17 protein-coding genes and 1 pseudogene are annotated in these 21648 nt (G+C 56.1%); 6 read left to right on the top strand and 12 right to left on the bottom strand.

Features of this window, described 5'->3' with window-relative positions:
- Positions 1–123: pseudogene (locus JSN25_RS22085) on the top strand (oxidoreductase); the annotation flags it as partial.
- 99 nt (positions 124–222) lie between these two features.
- Here the strand turns inward: JSN25_RS22085 and JSN25_RS11600 are convergent.
- The 7 genes from JSN25_RS11600 to entC form a co-directional block, all read right to left on the bottom strand.
- Entirely contained in the window at positions 223–420 is a 198-nt protein-coding gene (locus tag JSN25_RS11600) for a YbdD/YjiX family protein (protein WP_006685574.1), read from the bottom strand.
- 63 nt (positions 421–483) lie between these two features.
- Complete coding sequence (gene cstA, locus JSN25_RS11595) at positions 484–2589, bottom strand: pyruvate/proton symporter CstA (protein WP_006685575.1); 2106 nt, start codon at positions 2587–2589, stop codon at positions 484–486.
- Between the two features lie 184 nt (positions 2590–2773).
- Positions 2774–3187, bottom strand: a complete 414-nt coding sequence (gene entH, locus JSN25_RS11590; RefSeq protein WP_085047763.1) for a proofreading thioesterase EntH — start codon at positions 3185–3187, stop codon at positions 2774–2776.
- Positions 3188–3189: 2 nt separating this feature from the next.
- Complete coding sequence (gene entA, locus JSN25_RS11585) at positions 3190–3945, bottom strand: 2,3-dihydro-2,3-dihydroxybenzoate dehydrogenase (protein WP_204524949.1); 756 nt, start codon at positions 3943–3945, stop codon at positions 3190–3192.
- Positions 3945–4802 (bottom strand): isochorismatase, encoded by an 858-nt coding sequence (locus JSN25_RS11580; protein ID WP_160956156.1) that lies wholly within the window; start codon positions 4800–4802, stop codon positions 3945–3947. Before JSN25_RS11580 ends, entA begins: the two co-directional genes overlap by 1 nt.
- A gap of 13 nt (positions 4803–4815) precedes the next feature.
- Positions 4816–6426 (bottom strand): (2,3-dihydroxybenzoyl)adenylate synthase, encoded by a 1611-nt coding sequence (entE, locus tag JSN25_RS11575; RefSeq protein WP_204525722.1) that lies wholly within the window; start codon positions 6424–6426, stop codon positions 4816–4818.
- 9 nt (positions 6427–6435) lie between these two features.
- Positions 6436–7611, bottom strand: coding sequence for an isochorismate synthase EntC (gene entC / locus JSN25_RS11570; RefSeq protein ID WP_087857116.1), 1176 nt, complete (start codon positions 7609–7611; stop codon positions 6436–6438).
- Positions 7612–7798: 187 nt separating this feature from the next.
- Between entC and fepB the strand changes: the two genes are divergently transcribed.
- A complete protein-coding gene (gene fepB, locus JSN25_RS11565) occupies positions 7799–8755 on the top strand; it encodes a Fe2+-enterobactin ABC transporter substrate-binding protein (RefSeq protein WP_121528740.1) in 957 nt (318 codons plus the stop codon).
- Positions 8756–8794: 39 nt separating this feature from the next.
- On the opposite strand, the gene entS is transcribed toward fepB, so the two are convergent.
- Positions 8795–10030, bottom strand: coding sequence for an enterobactin transporter EntS (gene entS / locus JSN25_RS11560; protein ID WP_069323130.1), 1236 nt, complete (start codon positions 10028–10030; stop codon positions 8795–8797).
- A gap of 109 nt (positions 10031–10139) precedes the next feature.
- On the opposite strand from entS, the gene fepD reads away from it, so the two are divergent.
- Genes fepD through fepC form a run of 3 tightly spaced genes read left to right on the top strand, consistent with a single transcriptional unit; the run spans position 10140 to position 12930 of the window.
- Positions 10140–11147, top strand: coding sequence for a Fe(3+)-siderophore ABC transporter permease (gene fepD, locus JSN25_RS11555; RefSeq protein ID WP_204524948.1), 1008 nt, complete (start codon positions 10140–10142; stop codon positions 11145–11147).
- Positions 11144–12136, top strand: coding sequence for an iron-enterobactin ABC transporter permease (fepG, locus tag JSN25_RS11550; protein WP_085047549.1), 993 nt, complete (start codon positions 11144–11146; stop codon positions 12134–12136). Before fepD ends, fepG begins: the two co-directional genes overlap by 4 nt.
- Positions 12133–12930 (top strand): iron-enterobactin ABC transporter ATP-binding protein, encoded by a 798-nt coding sequence (fepC, locus tag JSN25_RS11545; protein ID WP_204524947.1) that lies wholly within the window; start codon positions 12133–12135, stop codon positions 12928–12930. The genes fepG and fepC overlap by 4 nt, the downstream gene beginning before the upstream one ends.
- A gap of 45 nt (positions 12931–12975) precedes the next feature.
- Here the strand turns inward: fepC and wzz(fepE) are convergent, their stop codons facing one another.
- From wzz(fepE) to fes, 4 genes are all read right to left on the bottom strand, one after another.
- Positions 12976–14109 (bottom strand): LPS O-antigen length regulator Wzz(fepE), encoded by a 1134-nt coding sequence (wzz(fepE), locus tag JSN25_RS11540; protein ID WP_085047550.1) that lies wholly within the window; start codon positions 14107–14109, stop codon positions 12976–12978.
- A 228-nt stretch (positions 14110–14337) separates the two neighbouring features.
- Positions 14338–18228 (bottom strand): enterobactin non-ribosomal peptide synthetase EntF, encoded by a 3891-nt coding sequence (gene entF / locus JSN25_RS11535; RefSeq protein WP_204524946.1) that lies wholly within the window; start codon positions 18226–18228, stop codon positions 14338–14340.
- Positions 18225–18443, bottom strand: a complete 219-nt coding sequence (locus JSN25_RS11530; protein ID WP_087857112.1) for an MbtH family protein — start codon at positions 18441–18443, stop codon at positions 18225–18227. Before JSN25_RS11530 ends, entF begins: the two co-directional genes overlap by 4 nt.
- Positions 18444–18473: 30 nt before the next feature.
- Positions 18474–19691 (bottom strand): enterochelin esterase, encoded by a 1218-nt coding sequence (gene fes, locus JSN25_RS11525; RefSeq protein WP_204524945.1) that lies wholly within the window; start codon positions 19689–19691, stop codon positions 18474–18476.
- A gap of 253 nt (positions 19692–19944) precedes the next feature.
- On the opposite strand from fes, the gene JSN25_RS11520 reads away from it, so the two are divergent.
- A partial coding sequence (locus JSN25_RS11520) for a TonB-dependent siderophore receptor (protein WP_233638150.1) occupies positions 19945–21648 on the top strand: 1704 nt, incomplete at its 3' end.

The following is a 21648-nucleotide window of genomic DNA, read 5'->3' as shown; positions in this document are numbered from 1 at the left end:
GAGATCGATAAGGTGATTGCGCATACCCTGCGCCCGGTCGAATCTATTCATGCGCTGCCGGTAACGTTAACGCCAGATACCCTGCGCGCAGCGTTTGAGAAGGTAGAATCGTTGACGGTGTGACTATGGTGCAGGTTGCCTGATGGCGGCTTCGCCTTATCAGGCCTACGGCCAAAGCATTGTTGTAGGCCGGATAAGCGTCAGCGCCATCCGGCAAAAAAATCAACAGCACTTCGCGCCGCCTTTGCCCCCATAGCGCGCATCCTGCCGCTCGCGGAAAAACTCTTCGTAGGTCATTGGCGTCTGATCCGGATGCGTGACGCGCATATGCTCAACATAGTTGTCATAATCCGGCACACCGATCATCAAGCGGGCGGTTTGCCCTAAATACTTCCCGGCTTTGGAGAGCGTTTCAAACATAGTGATTCCCTGTCGTACAAACGCCCTCCCCGTACCGGAGAGGGCTTGTTGGTTAAGAGAATATTAGTGCGCGCCTTTCGCCTGCGCCACGATCTCTTCGACATTCTCAGGCATTGGTTCGTACGGCGTTTCTTTCGAAGTCGGTTTGTCCTCTTTCAGCGCTGCCAGCGCAGTTTTAATCGAGAACAGCCCCAGCACCACGACGACCACCATGAAGAAAATAGTGAGCCCCGCATCCAGGCGGTTGTTAAACACCAGTTGCGTCAGCTGCGACTGGGTGTACTGTGCCGGAATATTACCGCTGTCGATCATCGCCTGGAACTTGTTGGCGATAGCCAGGAAGCCAATTTTCGCATCCGGGCTAAACGCTTTCTGCCAGCCCGCAGTCAGAGTACAAATCAGCAGCCAGGCCGTTGGCACCAGCGCCACCCATGCGTAGCGCTGACGTTTCATCTTGAACAGCACCACCGCACAGAGCATCAATGCCATACCGGCCAGCATCTGGTTGGCGATACCAAACAGCGGCCACAGGGTGTTGATACCGCCCAGTGGATCCACCACGCCCTGGTGTAAGAAGTAACCCCAGGCCAGTACGCACAGCGCTGTAGCCAGCAGGTTCGCAGGCAGTGAGTCGGTACGTTTCAGGCTCGGTGATACCACGCCCAACAGATCCTGCAGCATAAAGCGTGCGGCGCGGGTACCGGCGTCAACTGCCGTCAGAATAAACAGGGCTTCAAACAGAATGGCGAAGTGATACCAGAACGCCACATCCATCATGCCGCCCAGCGCACCATGCAGAATATACGCCATCCCAACGGCCAGCGTCGGCGCACCGCCTGCGCGGGAAATGATGGATTGTTCGCCGACTTCATTGGCGATTTGATGCAAGGTGTCCGGGGTAATAGCAAAGCCCCAACTGCTGACCACCTGCGCTGCAGAAGCCACGACATCCGCCGTACCCGCCGGAGCCAACACCGCCATCGGGCTGTTCATCGCAAAGTACACGCCCGGATCGATGATGCACGCGGAAACCAGCGCCATAATGGCGACAAAGGATTCCATTAACATTCCGCCATAGCCGATAAAACAGGCCTGCCCTTCGTTCGCCAGCATCTTCGGCGTGGTACCGGATGAGATCAGCGCGTGGAAGCCAGATACCGCACCACAGGCAATGGTAATAAACAGGAACGGGAACAGGTTACCGGTCCAGACCGGGCCAGTACCGTCAACAAACTTGGTCAGCGCAGGCATGGTCAGCGTCGGACGCATGATCAAAATCCCTACCGCCAGGCCAACAATGGTGCCGATTTTCAGGAAAGTAGAGAGATAATCACGTGGGGCCAGCAACAGCCATACCGGCAGCACGGCAGCGACAAAGCCGTAGCCCACCAGCATCCACGTCAGTTGTACGCCGGTAAAGTCAAAATACGGTGCCCAGGTTGGACTTTCAGCCACCCAACCGCCGGAAATAATGGCAAACACCAGGAATACCAGACCGATGACCGACACTTCGCCAATGCGGCCCGGACGCAGATAACGCAGGTAGATCCCCATAAAGATCGCCAGCGGAATGGTAAACGCGACGGTGTAGGTTCCCCACGGGCTGTGGGTCAGCGCTTTCACGACGATCATCGCCAGTACCGCGAGGATAATCACCATGATCATAAAACAGGCTACCAGCGCAATAACGCCCGCCGTTGGGCCCATTTCTTCTTTCACCAGTTCGCCAAGGGAACGACCATCGCGACGGGTAGAAACAAACAGTACCATGAAGTCCTGCACTGCCCCCGCAAGTACCACCCCGGCAAGCAGCCAGATCATCCCCGGCAAATAACCCATTTGTGCCGCCAGCACCGGCCCGACTAACGGACCCGCCCCGGCAATCGCCGCAAAATGGTGACCGAACAGCACTTTTTTATCGGTAGGAACATAATCCAGACCGTCGTTATGGCGCACGGCTGGCGTCATACGCGTCGGGTCCAGCGCCAGCACATTTTTCGCAATGTACAGGCCATAGAAACGGTAAGCGATAAGGTAGACACAGACCGACGCCACGACTATCCACAACGCGTTGATCTGTTCACCACGGTTTAATGCGATATAGCCGAGGGCAAATGCTCCCATCACAGAGAGCACTGTCCAGACGAGGTACTTCCCTGATTTATTCATATTGATTATCCGTTGTCCAGGTCAGAGAGATGTTACATTTTGTTTCTATAACATCTTTTCTGAATTTAACAACATGACAACCATACAAACCCGAAGTATCACTGAGTTTTTACATTGCAGTGTTAACTAGATCACTTCATTTACCTGTTAACCCTGCAATTTCATTTTACTTTGCCGGGCGAGTTCACCCCATCACCGCAGTACCTAATCGGCAGGTACAACAGCGCCGTCCTTGCTCATCAAAGATAACGATTTCCCAGCTTTGATTCTGCCGTCCAAGATGCAGCGGCTGACAAACGCCGCGCACTTTGCCCTGCGAAACCGCCCGATGGTGCGTGGCGTTAAGTTCTGTACCGACTACACACTGCCCGTCGCGGGTCATCAGATAACCCGCCATTGAACCCAATGTTTCGGCCAGTGCCGCCGACGCGCCGCCGTGCAGCAAACCAAACGGCTGATGCGTGCGGGTATCAACTGGCATTTCGGCCTCCAGCACATCATCGCCCAGTCGGGTATAAAGGATGCCTAAGTGCGCGACCATGGTGTTGTGGCTGGTGGCATTTAATTCATCCAGCGTGAGATGGCGTTTCCAGATCATCATCATGCTCCCAGCGTTGAGCCGCCATCCACCACGATATCCTGTAGCGTAATGTGGCTGGCAAGGTCGGAGGCGAGGAATAAAATGGTGTTGGCGATCTCCTGCGGTCGGGCGATTTTCCCCAACGGGATGCCAAGCTTAAACTGTTCGCCAAACCCGCGAATACGCTGCTCCTCCGCGTCATCACTGACCCATAACGTGCGCTGCATGTCAGTATCGGTCGAGCCTGGCGACACCACATTACAGCGCACACCGCTGCCCGCCAGTTCCAGTCCGACGGTGAGCGCCAGGCTTTTTAGCGCGGCTTTTGACGCCCCATAAGCACTCATGCCGATACGCGGTGTGTGCGCCGCATCTGAGGCAACGGTCACGATCGCCCCGCCCTGCTGGCGACGAAACTGCGCCATCGTCTGCTGCAACAAATTGAACGCGCCGCCAACGTTAACGGCAAACGTCTGCTGCCACTCTTCAACGCTCAGTGCGTCAGTGGCCCCCATGCGCAGAATACCGGCGGCATTGACCAACACATCCAGCCGCTCGCATGCTTTAAGGACTCGCTGGCACACCTCAGCCACCTGCCCGGCATCGGCCACATTCAGCACTTCGGTCGCAAACGGGTAGTTATCCTGAGGAAATTCGCGATCGAAGCCAGTCACCTGCGCGCCGGCTTTCACAAATGCCAGTGCCGTAGTGTAGCCAATGCCTTTACCCGCGCCGGTCACCCAGATGGTTTTCCCGGTAAAATCAAATCCGGCCATCAGTTCACCTCGCGGGAGAGTAGCTTCCACCAGGCGTCTATGGTCGGGTTTTTCGCCAGCATCACGAAATCAATATCGCCATGAACTTTACGCCAGCGTGCCGCCAGCGCCATCATGCGCACGGAATCCAGCCCGTAGTCGATCAGGTTTTCGTCATCCATTGGCTCCTCGGACTCATCCAACAGCGGCAGAATCACGCTGCGCAGCGCCTCTTTACTCGCCGGAACCGGCGTCGGCAAAAGTTCCTGGGTCATCACCACCCGACCGGAACGTCCCGCCACGTATTTCAGCGACATCAGGTGTTCATCACGGCTGAAGTCCGCCAACGCATCGGCGACCATAAACGGCTTGATATCGCGCATGAACGCGTCAGTCGCAGTGGTCATGCAGCCAATATGGGCATACACACCGGTAATAATCAGTTGATTTCGGCCAGTATCTTTAAGCATCTGCTCCAGCGGAGAGCGATGAAATGCGCTGTAACGCCATTTCACCAGGATGGTATCCGCCTCATCGGGAGCCAGCGCATCAACGATCTTTTGCTGTTCCGGCGAACGCGTCAGGCCCGGTCCCCACATATCATTCAGCAGGGCGCGGTCTTCATCGCTCTGTTCTTTGGGTTGCGCGGTGTAATACACCGGAATGTTATGCTCTTTGCAGTACTGACGCAGTGCGGCAATGTTAGCCACCACTTGCGCCATCATCGGGCAGTTATCCCCCCAAAAGCCGATAAAATAGTCCTGCATGTCGTGGATCAGCAGCGCGGCGCGTTCAGGTTCAAACGTCCAGTCGACTTTATTGGCTGGAACATCAAGCGCCGTAGGCAGTGCATAAGCCTGCAGTTTAGGAATTGCCATCTCTTTTTCTCCTTCAGGCCAGTGAACGTGACGCCAGCCACTGACGTAATTGTTTTTTATCCACTTTACCGACCGGGGTTAGCGGGAGTGACTCAACGCACTCCACACGGTCAGGTAATTTGAATTCCGCCACGCCCTGGTCACGCAGGAAACGGCGCGCCTGCACCGCGCGCAGCGGCTCTTTCACCACCAGCCATGCACAGCTTTTCTCGCCCATCAGTTCGTCATCCATACTGACCAGAGCGGCATGGATCACCGATGGGTGGCGTAACAGCAGATTTTCAATTTCTTCTGCTGCGATCTTCTCGCCACCCCGGTTGATCTGATCTTTCTCACGTCCTTGTACGGTGATATAGCCATCCTGATCGATAGCGATCAGATCGCCAGAGCAGTAAAAACCGTTGGCGTCAAAGGCGCTGGCATTGTGCTCCGGGCTGTTGAAGTAACCCCGGAAGGTGTACGGACCTCGCGTCATCAGGCGGCCCGTTTCGCCCTGCGCCAGGGGATTACCATCAGCATCGGCGACCCAGACTTCATCATCCGGACACATCGGACGGCCCTGGGTATTGATGATGCGCTCAGGGCTGTCGTCCAGACGGGTGTAGTTCACCAGCCCTTCCGCCATGCCAAAAACCTGCTGCAACTGGCAGCCAATCTCCGCCGGAATACGCGCCGCAAGCGAGGCGGAAAGCCGTGCCCCACCGACCTGCAGCAGCGTCAGCGAAGCCAATTGCGCATTGCTCCCCCACTCCGCAATCGCCTGCAGCCACAGGCTCACCGCCGGCGGCACCAGCGCCGTGACGTTAACCTGATGCTGTTCAATCAGCGGGAAGCACAGGGTTGCGCTCGGGTCAGCCGCCAGAACCACGGTGCCGCCAGCCAGGAACACGCCAAGCGAACCAGGCGAACTCATGGCGTAGTTATGCGCCGCCGGGATCGCGCACAGATAGCGCGTTTCCCCGGTGAAGCGGCAGATCTCATTACTGCGACGCACGCTGTAGTAGTAATCGTTATGGGTACGAGGAATAAGCTTCGGCGTCCCGGTGGTACCGCCAGAAAGCTGGAAGTACGCCACTTCATCAGCAGGCGATGGCGTCGCGGTAAAATCAGCCGCAGGCTGGTCGATCGCCATTTGCAGGTTATGTTCGCCTTCATCATTGCGCAGTTGTACCACGCGCACTGAATTGTGTTCAGCCACAAAGGTATTGAGAAAATCTTCCCCGCTAAACAGCGCATGCTGGCGATCGGCGATCAGTAACGCGGGTGCGATCTGTTTAGCATAAGCATTGAGTTCGTTACGCTGATGGCTAAACAGCGCCAGCACCGGAGCGACGCCCAGCTTGAGCAGCGCAAAGAAGGTGATATACAGCTCCGCCACATTGCCCAACTGCACCAGCGCGGTTTCGCCAGGTTTGATTCCCTGACGACGCAGGCTGCAGGCGAGATTGTCAGTCGCCTGATTCAACTGGCGATAGCTCAGATGGCGTGCACCATCAATGACCGCCGTATGATCGCTCTCGGCGTGACGGGTCAGAATGTCGGTCAGCGGCAAATCCTGCCAGTAGCCTTTTTCACGGTAACGGCGGGCAAACTCCTCCGGCCAACGGGTGAAAGGAATACTCATCATGACTCCTTAATGCAGTCCAAAAACATTCAACATGGTGGCAAGCTTGGCTCCCGTTTCACGCCATTCCGCAACCGGAGAAGACGCAGGCACAATACCGGCGCCGGCAAAGAAACGAACCTGATTACGCAGCAGCTTCGCGCAGCGGATCGTCACCACCCATTCGCCATTACCTTCAGCATCACACCAGCCGACGATGCCGCCGAACAAGTCGCGATCGAACGGCTCCAGCTCGGCGATAATGTTGCGCGCAACCTGATGCGGGAAACCGCTCAGCGCAGGCGTCGGATGCAACAGGCACGCCAGCGTCAGCGCGTTTTCCTCTGCGTTGGCTTTTCCTTCAAACGGCGTGCCGAGGTGCCAGAGCGTAGGCGTAGTGACCAGTTGCGGAGAGGAAGGGAGTTGCAATTCACTGCTGCGATCGCGCAACACGGCTTTCATCGCCTGCGTCACCAGGTCGTGCTCATGGCGATCCTTCTCAGACGCCAACAGGCGGATCCCCGCTTCCCTGTCCAGCACATCATCAGGCTGACGGCGCGCCGAACCGGCCAGCGGCAGCGAGCTAAAACGATCGCCTTCTTTGCGCAACAGCAGTTCCGGGCTGGCGCCAAGCAATACGCCACCGTCTTCAATGGGGACATGGAAGTTGTAACTCGCCGGATTTTGCGCCACCAGACGCTCCAGCAGCGCACCGCTGTCAATGTTGGCATCGGTGGTGATATCGATCAGACGTGACAACACCACTTTGTCGACTTCCGGCGTGGCCGTCAGCGCAGCCGCCCGGGCAACCATCTCTTCAAAAAAGTCCTGTTCCGGAATCGATTTACGCTCAACCACGTTTAACGACTGATGCCGGTTAAAGTAACGTGATGATTGCTGCTTTGCCGTGCGAGAGAAGCTCTGCCACGATTGGGGAATAAACAGCGATGATGGCTGGCGGGTATCGAAAGGAATTGCCCCGACCATAATGGGGTTAGCGATGCCCTGCGATTTGGCATCAGCAAACAGTGCGTGCATTTTGTGTTGGAAAGGGCTGTCTGGCGAATCGCCATCAATTGCCGGTTCCGCATAGCGGGCGAAGCATCCTGACGTCGTAAAACTACGATACGGCGACATAAAGAAAAAACTGTCGGGAGCGAGCGTCGGCATAGTCTGCGTTTTTTCCTCGGCCAGTGACATATCCATATCATCCTCCAAAAATGATAAAGGCTCTAATAATGATTATCATTTATATTTTCGGTCGCTAACCTAAAAGCAAAGCGGCTGTATGTCAACTCTTGTGGCAGCACAATGTGCGACTTTGGCTTGCATCCTCGCCCGCTAACAATGAAAATGAGAAGCATTAACCATACTGATAACAGGAAGCTGATTCGTGAGTCTCCCCTCTTTTCGTCGCACCGTGCTTTTACTGACTGGTTTGTTTATTTCAGGAATTTCTTTAGGTCACGCCGCCGACTGGCCGCGTCAGATCACCGACAGCCGTGGCACGCATACGCTGGAGCATAAGCCGCAGCGCATTGTCTCCACCAGCGTCACCCTTACCGGCTCGCTGCTGGCGATTGATGCCCCGGTCATCGCCAGCGGCGCCACCACGCCAAACAACCGCATTGGCGATGCGCAGGGCTTTTTACGTCAATGGAGCGACGTGGCCAGGGAACGCAAACTCAGCCGTCTGTACATCGGCGAACCAAGTGCGGAAGCCGTCGCGGCACAAATGCCGGATCTGATTCTGGTAAGCGCCACCGGCGGCGACTCCGCCCTCGCGCTATACGATCAGTTGTCCACCATTGCGCCCACGCTTATCATCAACTACGACGACAAAAGCTGGCAGACGTTGCTGACGCAACTGGGTGAAATTACCGGTCAGGAGCCGCAGGCAGCCGCGCGAATTGCCGAATTTGATAAGCAACTGCAAGCGGTTAAGCAACGGATCACCCTACCGCCGCAGCCGGTCAACGCGCTGGTCTATACCGCGGCGGCGCACAGCGCCAATCTTTGGACGCCTGAGTCGGCACAGGGCAAGCTGATGCAACAGTTAGGCTTCACGCTGGCGCCGCTACCTGCCGGTTTGCACACCAGCCAGAGCCAGGGCAAACGCCACGATATCATCCAGCTTGGCGGTGAAAATCTGGCGGCTGGCCTGAACGGCGAAGCGCTGTTCCTGTTTGCTGGCGACAGCAAAGATGCCGACGCCATTTATGCCAATCCGCTTCTGGCGCATCTGCCAGCCGTGCAGAATAAACGTGTTTACGCCCTGGGCACGGAAACCTTCCGTCTCGACTACTACAGCGCGACGCTGCTGTTGCAACGTCTGTCAGCGCTCTTTTAATCGCCAGCGCCGGATGCGGCTAACGCCCTATCCGGCCCGTCAGGTATTCACAGGCATTTGCCGGAATCGACGTAATTCCCCCAGCAACAACAGCAGTAGCAGACCGACAATCACCAGCCCAAATCCACTTACGCTTGCCGAGGCGACCGGCGTCATCATCGCACCCAAACCACCTAACAACGCCGCGCCAATCGCGTCCCCGGTGACGTTCTGCGCCGTCCACAAACCGTTAATTCGCCCGAGCATCGCTTCTGGCGTCTGCGTCTGTAACAGGGTGTACTGCAACAAAGAGCTAACCGCACTTAACCAACCGAACAGCGCCAGGCAGACAACCCCAAGCTCCCAGACCGGCATCAACCCAAACAGACCGATAGCCAGGAATGAAGCCACGGTAGAACCCAGCATGATCAATCCCGGACGAACGCTGTGCGCCAGCTGTCCGCTGGTCAAAGCGCCCACCGCCGCGCCAAGAGGAATGGCCGCATACAACAAACCAATTTGCGCGCTCGACATCTGCCAGTTAATCGCCAGCGCCGGATACAGCACCCGCACGGCGCTCGCCATGGTCAACAGGCCGCCGAGCAGCGCAATGCCGCCAATCAGCGGACTGGCGAGCAAAAAGCGAAATGCTGCCAGCAGCGATTTCAGCGGATGCTCGCGCGGCTGCGGCGGTGGAGGTAACGCGGGAAGGCTCAATAAAGGCAGTAAGGTTATGAACGTGCCTGCCGCCGCCAGGCCGTAGTTCCAGGCCACGCCACCGGTCGCCAGCAGTACCCCACCAAGCATCGGCGAAATGACCGAACCCAAACGCACCGTCAGCATGGTAATCGCCCCGGCCTGCATCAAATTCTCCCTCCCGACCAACGCCGGCGTTGCTGCCAGCAAAGCCGTCACGCCCAGCGAGGCAAAGAAACCGTCCCATAAGCCAAGCAGATAAATCGCCAGTAACGACGGTTCGGGCAGCAGCGCATTCAGACACAAACCAATAAAGCCGACGCCACAGGTTCCACGCGCCAACAGGATCACTTTTTTACGCTCATAGCGGTCGGCCAGTACGCCGCCAACCATCAGGCCAATAAACATTGCGCTACCGGTCAATGTCACCGATAAACCCACTTGCCAGGTTGACTGGGTCATCATCTGGATCTGTACCGGAACCGCCACACCGAGTAGCCCCAAAGAGACAATGGAAATAAAACGAGCGAGGAAGACGGCGCGAAATGCAGGGTGGGTTTTCAACAGGCTGAGATTAAGCAGCCAGGATTGTCGATTCATTACAGAGCCTTACCAGGTACTTTTTCAATATCCATTCGATGGCTGCACATGCTAACATATCCAAATAAGATCGATAACGATAATTACTATCATTATCATGGAAGTTGATATGTCATGCTCTGTTTCCGCGACACGCGCTTTCGCCGTGCCCGGACTATTGTTATTACTTGTTCTCACCACGGTATTAAGTCTGGTCATTGGCGCAAAATCGCTACCTGCATCCGTGGTGCTGGATGCACTCATCGGCAGTTGCCAAAGCGCGGATTGCACCATTGTGCTGGACGCGCGACTGCCACGCACGCTGGCAGGACTGCTCGCCGGCGGCGCGCTGGGTCTGGCGGGCGCCTTAATGCAAACGCTCACGCGTAACCCGCTCGCCGATCCGGGGATCCTTGGCGTTAATTCTGGCGCCAGCTTCGCCATCGTGCTGGGCGCGTCGCTGTTCGGTTTCTCTTCCCCACAGGAACAATTGCTGATGGCTTTTTCCGGGGCGCTGATCGCCTCGCTGATTGTGGCGTTTACCGGTAGCCAGGGCGGCGGGCAGCTCAGTCCGGTACGACTGACGCTGGCGGGCGTTGCACTGGGTGCAGTGCTCGAGGGGCTATCCAACGGCATCGCCCTACTCAACCCGGACGTCTACGATCAGTTGCGATTCTGGCAGGCCGGTTCGCTGGATATCCGCAGTCTGCAAACGCTGAAGGTGGTGCTGGTGCCGATATTGATTGCCGCGGCTGCCGCATTGTTTCTCAGCCGCGCCCTGAATAGCCTGAGTCTTGGTAGCGACACTGCTACCGCGCTGGGCAGTAAAGTCGCCCGCACGCAGTTTATCGGCCTGCTGGCGATCACCGTCCTGTGCGGCAGCGCGACCGCAATTGTCGGTCCTATCGCCTTTATCGGCCTGATGATGCCGCATATGGCGCGCTGGCTGGTGGGGGCGGATCACCGCTGGTCACTGCCCGTTACCCTTCTTGCGACCCCCTCTCTGCTGTTAATTGCCGATATCATCGGTCGTCTGATTGTCCCCGGCGAGCTACGTGTTTCGGTGGTCAGCGCGTTTATCGGCGCGCCGGTGCTCATCTTTCTGGTTCGCCGTAAATCGCGCGGGGGTGGCGCATGATGCACCTCTCCCGTCGTTTGGTCATCAGCAGCCTGCTGCTGGTTGTAGGCTGTCTCGCCGTTGGCTTGTGGAGCCTGCGTAGCGGCGTCGTTACGCTGGAAACCCAGCAAATTATTGCCGCCCTGTTTGGTGATGCGCCGCGCAGTATCACGCTGGTGGTCACCGAATGGCGTTTGCCGCGCGTGCTCATGGCGTTATTGATTGGCGCGGCGCTCGGCGTGAGCGGCGCAATATTTCAGTCGCTGATGCGCAACCCGCTGGGCAGCCCGGATGTGATGGGTTTCAATACCGGTGCCTGGAGCGGTGTACTGGTGGCAATGGTGCTGTTTGGACAGCATCTCACCGCTATCGCGCTGGCGGCTATGCTGGGTGGTATCCTGACTTCACTGGTTGTCTGGGCGCTCGCCTGGCGCAACGGCATCGACACCTTCCGGCTGATTATTATCGGTATCGGCATACGCGCTATGCTGGTGGCGTTCAACACCTGGCTGCTGCTGAAAGCGTCATTAGAAACCGCATTAACGGCCGGACTGTGGAACGCCGGCTCGCTCAATGGCCTGACCTGGGCCAAGACCTGGCCTTCTGCCCCGCTGATTATTGTGATGCTGGTGTGCGCCACACTGCTGGTGCGCCGGATGCGTTTACTGGAAATGGGTGACGACAGCGCCTGTGCGCTAGGCGTCAGCGTTGAGCGTTCGCGTCTGATGATGATGCTGGTCGCCGTGGTACTGACCGCCGCCGCCACCGCGCTGGCAGGTCCAATTTCCTTTATTGCTCTCGTCGCCCCCCATATTGCGCGTCGACTTAGCGGCACATCCCGCTGGGGATTAACCCTGTCAGCGCTATGCGGCGCGCTGCTGCTGCTGATGGCGGATTTATGCGCCCAACAGCTGTTTATGCCTTATCAGCTTCCGGTGGGCGTTGTCACCGTAAGCCTCGGCGGTATTTATCTTATCGTCTTGTTAATTCAGGAGTCCCGCAAAAAATGATCGAATCAGTTGCCCGTTTGCGCGGCGACCAGTTAACGCTGGGTTATGGCAAGTTTACCGTAGCGGAAAATCTCAATGTGTCGATTCCCGACGGTCACTTTACCGCGATTATTGGGCCAAACGGCTGCGGGAAATCAACGCTACTGCGCACACTGAGTCGTCTGATGACGCCCGCCCACGGCAAGGTTTGGCTCGACGGTGAGCATATTCAGCACTATGCCAGCAAAGAGGTCGCACGCAGAATAGGTTTGCTGGCGCAAAAAGCCACCACGCCGGGTGATATTACCGTACAGGAGCTGGTTGCTCGCGGGCGTTACCCACATCAGCCGCTGTTTACCCGCTGGCGGCAAGAAGATGAAATCGCGGTAAACACAGCGATGCAGGCCACAGGGATCACCCATCTGGCGGCGCAAAGTGTAGATACGCTTTCCGGCGGACAACGCCAGCGCGCATGGATAGCAATGGTGCTGGCGCAGGAAACATCGATTATGTTGCTCGATGAACCCACCACCTGGCTGGATATCAGTCATCAGATTGATCTGCTGGAGCTGCTCAGTGAGCTAAACCGGGAGAAGGGTTATACGCTGGCCGCCGTTCTGCACGACCTCAATCAGGCCTGTCGCTATGCAACGCACCTGATTGCGCTGCGTGACGGAAAAATTATTGCCGAGGGGGCGCCGAAGGAGATAGTTACGGCGGAGCTTATCGAAAAAATCTATGGATTACGCTGTATGATTATCGACGATCCGGTTGCCGGCACGCCGTTAGTCGTACCGCTAGGGCGCAACAAATAGCGAGAGTTAACGTATGGCGGCTGCCTGCCGCCATACGGCAATTAATCACACCAGTTGCTGATCGATAAACGCCATTTTTTGCTTACGCGACACCATGGCGTAGTTCAGCAGAACGCCGCCACAGGCCACCATACCACCCAGTAACGCAGCCAGAATAACGATCATCGATTTAGCCGGACCATCTTTTTTCACCGGCAGCGAAGGTGAAAGCTGATATTTAAACGGCGTAAATTTTACGTCGCTCACGTTCATGGCTAACAGCTGATCAACGTGATATTGGCGGTTACGTAATTCTCCGTTAATTTCCGCAACATCTGTTACTGATTTTTCAATTTCTAATTTACGCGAGATACCGTCCGCGCCCAGTGAAATAGAGAAATCAGGATCATCTTTCACCGCCTGGCCATTACTGTAGACCGGCTTTTTAATCCCGGCGGCATTCGCAATCTCCAGGGAGTAGTTGAGGCGCTGAATATTTGCTTCCATCTGGTTTTTGAGCCTGACGCGATCCATCGCCAGTCTTTCTTTTTCATAACTGGTTTTGATGAACAGTTTATTGCGAATATCTTCCAGCGTTTCTTTCTCAACAATAGAAGAAATATAATGGATATAACCCTGTAGCACAGACTGGGCTTCTTCGGCCTGAGGGGCGGTAAAGCTCAGCGTCCATGAGGTATACAGCGAGGTCTCATTCTTTTTTCCCACATTGCTGTCAACCGCGGTCATTTTTTCACTGAGCCTGACGATTGCGCGGTGCAGGTCCATTTCGTCAATATCAGCGCCTTTCAATTGATCCATCACATAGGGTGAAGATCGCAGATAATTTTCTAACAATGAGGGCGACTGGAATTTTTTGATAAACAGGTTAAACACATCACTGCGGCTGACGTTAATATCCATATCCAGTACGCGCAATTTGGTCAACGTATTCTCGAGATCCTGCCACTGAACGGGTTCTGCCGGCGTCACGATGGCCTGACTGGTCCATTTTTGCGGCAGCAGGAAAGAGACCAGAATACCCACGCAGGCAAAAGCGAAAACGGTAGCCACAATTTTCGTCCTGGCGCGCCATAAGATTTCGACCAGGTTAATTAAATCAATTTCGTTGGCGTTTACCGTAGGCTGAGGATAAGCAGTAAATTCTGAAACGTTGTCTTGCTTAATATTCAATGATGACATGTTGCGTGACCTGAAAACTTTCCCAAAAGAAAAACACTCCCGTGGGAGAAGTCTACCAGCTAGTCAGAATTATCTGAAACTTTCTTTACGCATCCGCCCCCTACCAAAAATTATCTTCGGAATTTATTCACTCCCTTCGCCACCCAATTCCACACCAAAGCAACAACTCCACAACATGACATTGCATTATGGAGTTGTTCGATTGCCGTAATAGCAAAAGTGACTTTGTTACGCAGATTGATTAATCAACGCATTGATTACAGGCCCTATCGTCACAAACGCGGTGGGAGAAATGATGTCGACATGCGCGCAGTCGTGACGATAAACCTCCAGACTGGATATCCACGGTGACCAACTACGTTCAGGGCTAACGTCCTGCGGTAATGTGCGTTCAGCCACGAACAACGTAGCGTGACCCGCAAAAGCTACGCTGTGGGCTGTGGTTAACAGGCGAACCGCATCCGCATAATTGCCTTCGATAGCGTTGAATAACGCGTCAGACGCATTGCCCTGCTGTGCAGCCAGGAACGCTTCACGTTCACGCTCGATCTCCGCCAGTACGGCAGGATCCAAGCCATTGGCCTCTTTTTCCTGCCAATTTTGCGTTTCAGGCGGCCAGGTATCCAGCAGCCCCAGGAAGGCAACATCCTCCCCCCGGGCGTGTAAACGCGCGGCAATCCCCTGCGCCAGCGTCCCCCCCAGCGAGTAACCTAATAAATAGTATGGACCGTGAGGCTGCTGGTTAAGCAGCGTTGCCAGATGATGGTCACATACCGCATCGAGGTTTTCCGCCGTTTGCATGGGTCCATCCGGTCGCGGCGACTGAATGCCTGTAATCGACCACTGCGGGCTGAGGTAACGCGACAGCACGCTAAACTGCCAGGCAAAACCCGACGCGGGATGGAAGCAAAACAGCGTTGGGCCGTGACTTTCACGCAGCGGCAGCAGCGTCTCAAACCCCAGATGCTGCGACTGTTCATCATCATCACTCTCCAGCAATGCGCTGAGTTGTTCAACGGTAGAAGCCACCATAATCTGACCTGGCGTCACCTGTCGTTCAAACATACGACTCAATTGCGCCGCCAGCTTCATCGCCAGCAGAGAATGTCCGCCCAGCGCGAAGAAATCTGCCTCCACATCATTGACCTCACAATCCAGCAAGGCCGCAAAAGAGTGCGCAATGGTGGTTTCGATCCCAGGGCGCGGCGCACGTCCCGTTGTACGTGACGTTAACTGAGGCATCGGTAACGCTTTACGATCCAATTTACCGTTCGCGCTGAGCGGCAGCTCCGCCAGTTGCAGCAATACCGTCGGCACCATATGCGCTGGCAGTTTTTCGCGCAGACTCTCCCGCAATGCAGAGGTGTCCAGCGGTAAACCCGATTGCGACACCAGATACCCCACCAGTTGACGCGCATCGCCGCCGGTCGCCGCTGCCTGATTAAATACGCAGGCATGGGCAACAGCATGCTCGACATCGGGCAGTTGCTGCATCACCCGATCAATTTCCCCCAGTTCAATACGCTGTCCGCGAATTTTAAGCTGGTCATCGCTGCGCCCCAGGTATTCCACCGCGCCATTTTCCAGCCAGCGGGCCACATCCCCGGTACGGTACATGCGTTCACCGGCATTAAACGGATCGGCGATAAAGCGGCTTGCCGTCAGATCCGCTCGTCCCAGATAGCCCTGCGCCAGTTGGATCCCCGTCAGGTATAGATCGCCCGCTACGCCGAAGGGCACCGGACGCATCATGGCATCGAGGATCCGCAAACCGGTGTTCCATACCGGATAACCAATCGGCACGCTGTTGCCGGTTACGGCGGCGAGCGCTTCCCCCCAGGCCGGATACCAGCTCACATCAACCGCCGCTTCAGTTGGTCCGTACAAATTGTGCAACGGCGCATGGGTTAACTGTTCCCACTCACGACATAAATCTGCAGGCAAGGCTTCGCCGCTGCAGAATACCTGCTTCAGCGAAGCACAACTTTTCTGCGCAGTTTCTGGCGTCAATGACGCAATAAAAGCAGCCAGCATGGAAGGAACAAAGTGAGTGGTCGTCACCCCGTATTGGGCGAAGAATTGCTGCATCGCCAGCGGATCGCGATGCGCCTCGGGCTCCGCCATCACCAATTTTGCGCCGGCAATAAACGGCCAGAAAAATTCCCACACCGAGACATCAAAACTGCATGGTGTTTTTTGCGCCACCACATCCTCTGCCGTCAGCGGATAGTGATTTTGCATCCATAACAGGCGATTGACGATCGCCGTTTGCCCGACCATCACCCCTTTGGGTCTGCCGGTAGAACCGGAAGTAAAAATGATATAGGCCGTTTGATGCGGTTGAGAGAGGGCCAACGGCGCGGTATCTCCCGCTGGCAGCGGCGCGTTGTAGCACAGACTTTCCAGCCCCGGGATATCGCCAAAGCGCGCCAGTTGATCATCGGTGGCGATCACTAATTTTGGCTTTGCATCTTCGAGCATCATCCGCAGGCGATCGTCCGGGTATCCGGTATCCAATGGCAGCCAGGCGGCTCCGGCTTCAACAATACCGTGCAGCGCCAGCGTCAAGAATACTGAACGCGGTAATGCCACGGCAACGCTGTCACCTGGCTGTACGCCCCGCGCGCGCAGTAGCTGCGCCAGCGCCACAACCTGCTGGCGCATTTCACGATAACTAAACTGATAACGAGCATCGGCCAGCGCCGGGGCATCCGGTGTTTTATCGGCCTGCTGTGCCACCAGCGCGCTCAGCGTCGTGGCCGGGATCTCCACGGTCGTGTCGTTAATCTTCGCCAGTTGCTCATACTCCGCTGGCAACAGCATCCCGGCCTCACCACAGCATAGCGCCGGATTGTCGGCAAACTGTTCGATAAGCGCGGTTAAACGCGATGCGTGTTGCGCCAGTGTCGCGGCATCATAACGCTGTTTATTGGCGAGGATTTCAATACTCAGCCCACCGTTTTCATCCGGGAATAGCGCCAGCTCAAGATCGTTGACCGGGCCTGTCGCCAGGGTATGGGTCTGCGCCTGAACGCCGGGAATATTTAGCTGATAATCGAATATTTTCACGTTCAGCACCGGGCCAAACAGCGGCTCGGTACCGGCTGCACGCCCGCTGTCGCGCACAATTTGTTCAGCGTCATAACGCTGATGTCGGCGCATTTTCTTCAACTGCCCTGCCAACCGCTGTGCCAGCGCAGGCAAGCTTTCTGCCGCATCCAGCCTCACGCCAAAGGGCAAAACGTTTAAAACCGGTCCGGTGGACGTGAGTGCCGCCGATCCCATACGCCGCATAAAGATAAATCCGGCGGCATAATCCATTCGGCTGCATAAACGTCCCAGCCACAACGCTACCAGCGCGAGGGCCAGATCCGCACGCTGCACATCAGGCATACGTGCTGCAAGCTGGCGGAACGCGCCTTCAGGCGCGGTGAGCTTCAGACGAATAATATCGGCACTGGCCGAGCGCCCCGGCAACGGTTTGTTCGACAACGACGCCGGGGGCGGTAACTGTTTACGCTGCTCGGTCCAGAAAGTAGCATCACGTTGCCAGGCATCGCTTTGACGATACTGTTGATACTCTTCCACGACCTCGGCAAACGGCGTAAAAGGAGAATCCGGCGTGGGTTCGCCACTCTGCCATGCGCAGTAAATGGCGGCTATCTGGCGGGTAATGGCGGGAAAGCTGAAGCCATCAACCAGCAGATGATGGTAACGCTGATACCAGTACCAGCGGTTATCACCTACCTGAATGAGCTGATGGAAAACCAACGGTTTATGGCCATCAGCGCGTAAGTCCTGTTGCAGATCGGTCTGCATCAGTGCGCGGGCTGCTTTATGTGGGTGAGATTTTTCGCGCAGGTCGAAAATTTCAGGTTCCGCGAAGGTGAGCGCAGGATCAACCCATTGCCAGACCTCGCCGTTATCTTCGCTAAACCGCATCCGCAGAGTATCAGCCTGCTCCAGACCGGCAACGATTGCCTTTGCCAGCAACGGCGCGTTCAGTTCGCCGGTTAATTCTACGTAGTGCGCCACGCTCCACGCCGAGGGCAAGGTGGAGAGTTTTTCCGCCATCCAGATCCCCGGCTGAGCCGCGACTAACGGTAAACGCTGAGTCATGGAGCCTCCTGCACATCAACGTAGTTTGCTGGCGTCAGCGTGGTCCAGTTTGCATCCAGCCATTGCTGACAGGCTTCCTGCGATTGCGGTTCGCACGCGACTTGCCAGCCAGCAGGAAGTGAGCACTGCTGCGGCCAGAGGCTAAACTGACGCTGTGGGTTTTGCAGAATGTAAAACTGGCCCTGCGGATTATCGAAGGGGTTACTGAACTCCATACTCAACTCCTGTCGTGGAACATCGTCCGGTTAAATCGTCTCGGAAAGCGGCTGCCAGAGCGCCATTAGCCCTTGCATCAGGCCACCGCGCCAGCAAAGCGCATCGTGTCCGCCATCAACCTGACGCCAGAAAATAGATTGTGGTGCAGAGGGTAATTGGGCATATAGCGCCTGATTGGCACGAAAAATTATCGGCTCGCGGATCCCGGCCTCCAGAACGATACGCAGCCCCTGAACGCTGATCTTGCCGCTCTTCAGTTGTTCAACAATCGCCCCATCCTGATGACCGCCGCGATGCGGCCACCAGAAAGAACCGGACTGGCTGAGCACACAGCCAAAGCGCGCGGGCCAGTTCAGCCCGGCATACAGCGCAGACAACCCGCCAAAACTTTGTCCGGCTACCACCGTGCGCTGCGGATCGTCACTGAACGCAGTGGTCGTCTTCACCAGCGGCAAAAGCTCCTGCTGTACCGCCAACCAAAAATCCGAGTTACACGGTAGTTCGCGGCTACGATGAGATGTGTCGATAGCGTCAATCAGGAGATATACGGCGGGAGGGAGATCTCCGCGGTGCGTGAGCGAAGCCAGCGCAGGCCACACCGGCATACTTTGCGCCCAAAACTGACCGTCCAGCAGGATAGCCAGCGGACGTGCTTCTGGTTGGTCGTCACCGGTGGTAAATACCCATACGCGACGCGTATTGCAAAGCCTGGCGCTGTGCCATTGCAGGCAAACTGCGGGGCAATCGGGAGCCGCGGGCTGATCCCAGCCGGGCTGTACGGGAGCGTCTGGCATTTCGAGCGCTGACACCGCATGGCCACGACCTCCCCGCCAGCTCTGCGGATTGAGAGGATCGGCAATCGCCTGCGGTAACAATTGTCGCCAGCCTTCACGCAGCACGTTTCGGTCAGGCGTTTCGTCCACCGCCAGCGCGGCAAAAATGTCATCCCGCGCGGTGGGAATGAAGCAGTAGCTACCGCGCCAGTTGGCGCTGAGGGAAACACTCCAGCACCAAACATTTGTACCGTTAATGCGTTGCATCGACTGAGGGGGGACATTTTGATGATGGTCGGTGACGCCGGTGATATAGACCCACACACGACGAATGGCTGACTCTTTTTCCGTTCCCTGCGGGTCACGCCACCAGAAGGTTACCCGATAATTTCCGTTCTCTTCACGCTCCCACTCCGGGCCTTTTTTCGACTGCCACCACGCTTCGCTTCCCGTCTTTAACGTCGTCACCGCCATAACCCCATGTTTACTGTGAATTTTTATGATCTAGTGTGAAATATATTGATAATATTATTGATAACTATTTGCATTTGCAATAGCGTATTGTCGCGCTGTGGGAAGCGCGCACAGTTTTTCACCACTTATAAACCGACCTGGCGCTGCGTACTTTTTCTGGAACGGAGGGTTTACGCGGATGCGGGCGACATCAGACCAAATGCCGCACCACGGCACATGGGTACTCGTGGCTAAAAGAACAGCAGGACATACAATGAACAACAAGATTCATTCACTGGCCTTATTGGTCAATTTAGGGATTTACGGGGTAGCACTGCCAGCAATGGCAGAAGATCAAACTGATAACGCCGCTGTCTCTCATGAAGACACCATCGTCGTTACCGCCGCGCAGCAAAACCTGCAGGCGCCGGGTGTTTCAACCATCACCGCGGATGAAATCCGTAAAAATCCTCCCGCGCGCGATGTTGCGGAAATCATCCGTACCATGCCTGGCGTTAACCTGACCGGCAACTCAACCAGCGGCCAGCGCGGTAACAACCGTCAGATTGATATTCGTGGTATGGGTCCAGAAAACACCCTGATTCTGATCGACGGTAAGCCGGTGACCAGCCGTAACTCCGTGCGTCAGGGCTGGCGCGGCGAGCGTGATACCCGTGGCGATACCGCCTGGGTGCCACCGGAAATGATCGAGCGTATTGAAGTGCTGCGTGGTCCTGCCGCAGCACGTTACGGCAACGGAGCTGCGGGCGGCGTGGTGAATATCATCACCAAAAAAGGCAGCAATGAATGGCACGGTTCGTGGGATACCTATTTCAATGCCCCGGAACACAAAGACGAAGGCTCGACCAAACGTACCAACTTTAGCCTGAACGGCCCAATGGGCGGGGATTTCAGCTTCCGTCTGTACGGTAATCTGGATAAAACGCAGGCCGATGCCTGGGATATCAACCAGGGTCATCAGTCAGAACGCACCGGCACCTACGCCAATACCTTACCGGCCGGTCGTGAAGGCGTTATCAATAAAGACATTAACGGCGTAGTTCGCTGGGATTTCGCCCCGCTCCAGTCGCTGGAACTGGAAGCGGGTTATAGCCGCCAGGGCAACCTGTACGCAGGCGATACCCAAAACACCAACACCAACCAACTGGTGAAAGATAACTACGGGAAAGAGACCAACCGTCTTTATCGTCAGAACTACTCTCTGACCTGGAACGGCGGCTGGGATAATGGCGTTACCACCAGCAACTGGGTGCAATATGAACATACGCGTAACTCCCGTACGCCGGAAGGTCTGGCGGGAGGAACCGAGGGGATCTTTGACCCGAATGCGTCACAAAAATATGTCGATGCCGACCTGAATGACGTCATGCTGCACAGTGAAATCAGCATTCCACTGGACCTGCTGGTCAACCAAAACCTGACGCTCGGTACCGAGTGGAACCAGCAGCGCATGAAGGATATGCTCTCCAATTCGCAGACCTTTATGGGCGGTGATATCCCAGGTTACAGCAGCACCAACCGCAGCCCGTACTCCGATGCGGAAATTTTCTCTCTGTTTGCTGAAAACAACATGGAACTGACCGACAGCACCATGCTGACGCCGGGTCTGCGTTTCGATCACCACAGTATCGTCGGCGATAACTGGAGCCCATCTCTGAACCTGTCACAAGGTCTGGGCGATGACTTCACCCTGAAGATGGGGATTGCGCGCGCCTATAAAGCGCCAAGCCTGTATCAGCTCAACCCGAATTATATTCTCTACAGTAAAGGCCAGGGTTGCTACGCCACTGGCTCCGCCACCGGCATCGGTTGCTACATGATGGGCAACGACGATCTGAAGGCCGAAACCAGTATCAACAAAGAGATTGGTCTTGAGTTTAAGCGTGACGGCTGGCTGGCCGGGGTAACCTGGTTCCGCAACGATTACCGCAACAAGATTGAAGCGGGGACGGTACCG

The sequence above is a fragment of the Citrobacter cronae genome (genome assembly GCF_016893685.1).
GTDB classification, from domain to species: domain Bacteria; phylum Pseudomonadota; class Gammaproteobacteria; order Enterobacterales; family Enterobacteriaceae; genus Citrobacter; species Citrobacter werkmanii.
The sequence above is the reverse complement of the archived record's forward strand: the minus strand, read 5'-3'. Positions and strand labels throughout refer to the sequence as shown.

Excerpts from the sequence above, each read along its gene's own strand:
- entH (WP_085047763.1), bottom strand. The coding sequence starts at position 3,187 with ATGATCTGGAAACGCCATCTCACGCTGGATGAATTAAATGCCACCAGC.
- entF (WP_204524946.1), bottom strand. The coding sequence starts at position 18,228 with ATGACTCAGCGTTTACCGTTAGTCGCGGCTCAGCCGGGGATCTGGATG.
- JSN25_RS11530 (WP_087857112.1), bottom strand. The coding sequence starts at position 18,443 with ATGGAGTTCAGTAACCCCTTCGATAATCCGCAGGGCCAGTTTTACATT.
- JSN25_RS11600 (WP_006685574.1), bottom strand. The coding sequence starts at position 420 with ATGTTTGAAACGCTCTCCAAAGCCGGGAAGTATTTAGGGCAAACCGCC.
- entC (WP_087857116.1), bottom strand. The coding sequence starts at position 7,611 with ATGGATATGTCACTGGCCGAGGAAAAAACGCAGACTATGCCGACGCTC.
- entE (WP_204525722.1), bottom strand. The coding sequence starts at position 6,426 with ATGAGTATTCCTTTCACCCGTTGGCCGGAGGAGTTTGCCCGCCGTTAC.
- JSN25_RS11580 (WP_160956156.1), bottom strand. The coding sequence starts at position 4,802 with ATGGCAATTCCTAAACTGCAGGCTTATGCACTGCCTACGGCGCTTGAT.
- entS (WP_069323130.1), bottom strand. The coding sequence starts at position 10,030 with ATGAATCGACAATCCTGGCTGCTTAATCTCAGCCTGTTGAAAACCCAC.
- entA (WP_204524949.1), bottom strand. The coding sequence starts at position 3,945 with ATGGCCGGATTTGATTTTACCGGGAAAACCATCTGGGTGACCGGCGCG.
- fepC (WP_204524947.1), top strand. The coding sequence starts at position 12,133 with ATGATCGAATCAGTTGCCCGTTTGCGCGGCGACCAGTTAACGCTGGGT.
- cstA (WP_006685575.1), bottom strand. The coding sequence starts at position 2,589 with ATGAATAAATCAGGGAAGTACCTCGTCTGGACAGTGCTCTCTGTGATG.
- fepD (WP_204524948.1), top strand. The coding sequence starts at position 10,140 with ATGTCATGCTCTGTTTCCGCGACACGCGCTTTCGCCGTGCCCGGACTA.
- fes (WP_204524945.1), bottom strand. The coding sequence starts at position 19,691 with ATGGCGGTGACGACGTTAAAGACGGGAAGCGAAGCGTGGTGGCAGTCG.
- fepG (WP_085047549.1), top strand. The coding sequence starts at position 11,144 with ATGATGCACCTCTCCCGTCGTTTGGTCATCAGCAGCCTGCTGCTGGTT.